Below are 3,008 nucleotides of genomic sequence, written 5' to 3' on the forward strand. Positions count from 1 at the left end.
AATGATAAATTTTGTGATAACAGTTTTATCCATATTAAAGTCTTTGCCTTTACCAATGTTAATTCCTGCACCAATTGCTTGTATTAAGGATTTAATTTCTTTATTGGTAAGAATTTTTGAAAGCATCTAAGACTTTTTTCTACGATAAGGACTTTACCACGTAAATGAAGGATAGCTTGAAACGTGAGTCTTTTCCAGAGTTTAGCAGAACCGCCCGCTGAATCTCCTTCCGACAATGTAGAGTTCAGAAATATGAGGGTCTTTACTTCTACAATCAGCTAATTTGGAGGCAAAACCTAAAGAATCAAGGGGGTTGTTTCTTACTACTTCATAATGAGCACGTTTAGCAGCTAGACGGGCATTTGCAGAAAGAAGACATTTATCAATTATTTTTCTTGAATCTTGGGGATGTTCTAATAAATATTTTTTTCTTAAAAATTCGCCAAATAATTGGGATGTAATTTGTCTTACTTCAGTATTTGCTAGTTTGGTTTTAGTTTGTCCTTCAAATTGAGGGTCTTGATGTTTTAAAGAAATAATAGCAGTAATTCCTTCTAAGATGTCTTTCACTTAATAAATGTTCGTCTTTTTTTAAAAAGATTGAATCTTTAGCATATTTAGAAATAACACGGTTTAGGCTAGTTTAAAGCCTTTCTTCGTGAGTTCCTCCTTCATGAGTAGGAATATTGTTAACAAAAGAAAAGATTTTTTGGCTTTGGGTGTAGTTAGGAATAGCATCTTGCCTTCTTTTTCTTCTATTTCGTTTCCTTGTGTATCTTTTTTAGGGGGGAGACTGAATTTTGGTGGTGTATTCACAAACAATTTCAAAAGCTAGTTTTTGGGATTCTTTTTCCAGATAAAAAATTTCGTGAAAAGGAGTTTGTTTGTGACTAGTGTTAATAAAATCTAGGTAGTCTTGCAAACCTTTTTTCATGGCAAAAGTTAAAAACAGTTTCTTTTTCGTATCTTTTGTCAGCAATGTTTAATTTAAGACCTTTGTTTAAAAAAGATAATTGTTGCATTCTTTCTTTGAGAGTATCAAAGTTATAAATGGTAGTTTCTTGGAAAATTTCAGGGTCTGCTAAAAAATTGGATAGTAGTTCCTCGTTTGTTAGTTTTTCCAATTACTTCCAAAGGCGAACCTGCAATTCCTTTTTCGTATTTTTGAAAATAGATTTGCTTATTGAGATGAATTGAATTTCACAGTAAACCAAGTAGAAAGAGCATTTACCACAGAGGCTCCCACACCATGAAGTCCTCCTGAAACTTTGTAAGAAGAACTGTCAAATTTTCCTCCAGCATGAAGAGTAGTTAGAATTGTTTCTACTGCTGGTTTTCCTGTTTTTGGGGTGAATATCAACTGGGATTCTCTACCGTTGTCAGAAACACTAATAATTTCTCCAGGTAGGATTTCTAAAGTAATGTTGTTAGCGTGTCCTGCCAAAGCTTCATCAATGGAATTATCAACGATTTCAGACTAAATGATGAAGTCCTTTTGAGCAGTTGAACCAATATACATTCCTGGTCGTTTGCGAACTGCTTCCCAAAACCTTCTAAAATTTGAATACTATCGGCATTGTAATTTTTCAAAAGAATAGCTCCTTTTTTGTAAATTTATAAAATATTAAAAATAGATTAAATAATAAAGAATAAAAATAAAATTGTAAAACATGAAAAACATGTAAAAAGATAAATAAAAAAACTTTGCAAATAGCAAAATATTAATTATGAAAAACATTTACCAATTATTTTTTAATTCATTATTTTTGGTAAAATATTTATTATTGTTTTTGATAATTTGGATAAAAAGATGATATTTTATACAACTTAATCACAAAATATTATAACATAAAAACTAGTTATTTTGTGGTTTTTACAATTATTGAGTAAAAAATACTCTAATGGGCTTTTTGAGTTATAATAGAAGTAATAGCAATTTTGTGTTTGCTATATTAATATTGTAAAAAGGAAGGACAAAGCATAAATGCAAATAATGTCGTTTAGGAAAGAAAAAATCTTTATTTTTTAGTTTATTTTTATTTAGTGTACTTTTATTTCTTTATTTAATACTTATCAAAACAGTTGGAGCAGAACTAACAACTAAAACAACAACAACTCAAGTAGTAGAAACTTTGGGGGAAGATGATAAAGTTGAGGTGTTCCAAAAACTCTTAGAAAACTTTTTTACTTTTTAAAATTCTTTAAGACTAACTATTCGTTAGTCTTTTTTTTTTCTTTTCAAGACTAAAAAAATAACTTTTATCCTTTTCAAAAACATTTTAGAAAGTGAATAAAATGTCTACGACAACAATTATTCTAAAGTTTTTTAAAAAAGAAAAAGAATTTTAGCACCTCATGATCAATTAATCGAAATGCATTTACCATTAGTAAAAAATAGTTAAACAATTTAAATATTTCCCTAAAACGATTCAAAGAGAAGATTTATATCAAGAAGGAATTTTAGGGTTAATAAAAGCTTTAAATAATTATCAAGATTTAGGTTATGACTTCATTTTTTATGCAATCCCAAAAATTAAAGGTGAAATCACAGAACTTATTAGAGGCCTACAAGCTACTTCAACTTCCAGAGAGGCGTTTAGGAAAGAAAAACAAGTAAGTAATATTCCTTTTGAAGAAAAAAAACACCAATCTATTAATATCAACGGGCGCTATAATCTAAACCCTCATCAAATTTGGATAAACCAAGTTAATCACGAATTGTTTATTCAAACAATCAAATCTATTTTAAATCCCCAAGAATTCGAGATTATTAGATTAAGTTTTGGGATTCCTTTAAAAAACCAAAACCAATCCCCTCAAATTGAGTATTCCAACAAAAATATAGGTAAAATGTTAAATTTATCCAACACAAATAAAATTTATCAAAACAAAGCAATTGCTAAATTAAAAAATATAAAAGGAAATAAATAATATGAATTATCAAAAAAATACAACCACTTATTATTTTGTTGATAGTAATACGTAACTGAAACGAAGTACAAGTGATT

General features: G+C 28.6%; 5 protein-coding genes. 1 reads left to right on the plus strand and 4 read right to left on the minus strand.

Features of this window, described 5'->3' with window-relative positions:
* Nucleotides 1-201: 201 nt before the first annotated feature.
* From ACEW7V_RS01330 to ACEW7V_RS01345, 4 genes are all read right to left on the minus strand, one after another.
* Nucleotides 202-570 (minus strand): hypothetical protein, encoded by a 369-nt coding sequence (locus ACEW7V_RS01330; protein WP_374695636.1) that lies wholly within the window; start codon nt 568-570, stop codon nt 202-204.
* 73 nt (nt 571-643) lie between these two features.
* Complete coding sequence (locus ACEW7V_RS01335) at nt 644-733, minus strand: hypothetical protein (RefSeq protein WP_374695739.1); 90 nt, start codon at nt 731-733, stop codon at nt 644-646.
* Between the two features lie 163 nt (nt 734-896).
* Nucleotides 897-1,124, minus strand: coding sequence for a hypothetical protein (locus ACEW7V_RS01340; RefSeq protein ID WP_374695637.1), 228 nt, complete (start codon nt 1,122-1,124; stop codon nt 897-899).
* A gap of 56 nt (nt 1,125-1,180) precedes the next feature.
* A complete protein-coding gene (locus ACEW7V_RS01345; protein WP_374695638.1) occupies nt 1,181-1,444 on the minus strand; it encodes a hypothetical protein in 264 nt (87 codons plus the stop codon).
* 1,025 nt (nt 1,445-2,469) lie between these two features.
* Here ACEW7V_RS01345 and ACEW7V_RS01350 point away from each other — a divergent pair.
* Nucleotides 2,470-2,931, plus strand: a complete 462-nt coding sequence (locus ACEW7V_RS01350; protein ID WP_374695740.1) for a sigma-70 family RNA polymerase sigma factor — start codon at nt 2,470-2,472, stop codon at nt 2,929-2,931.
* Nucleotides 2,932-3,008: the final 77 nt, after the last annotated feature.

The sequence above is a fragment of the Areca yellow leaf disease phytoplasma genome, assembly GCF_041920595.1.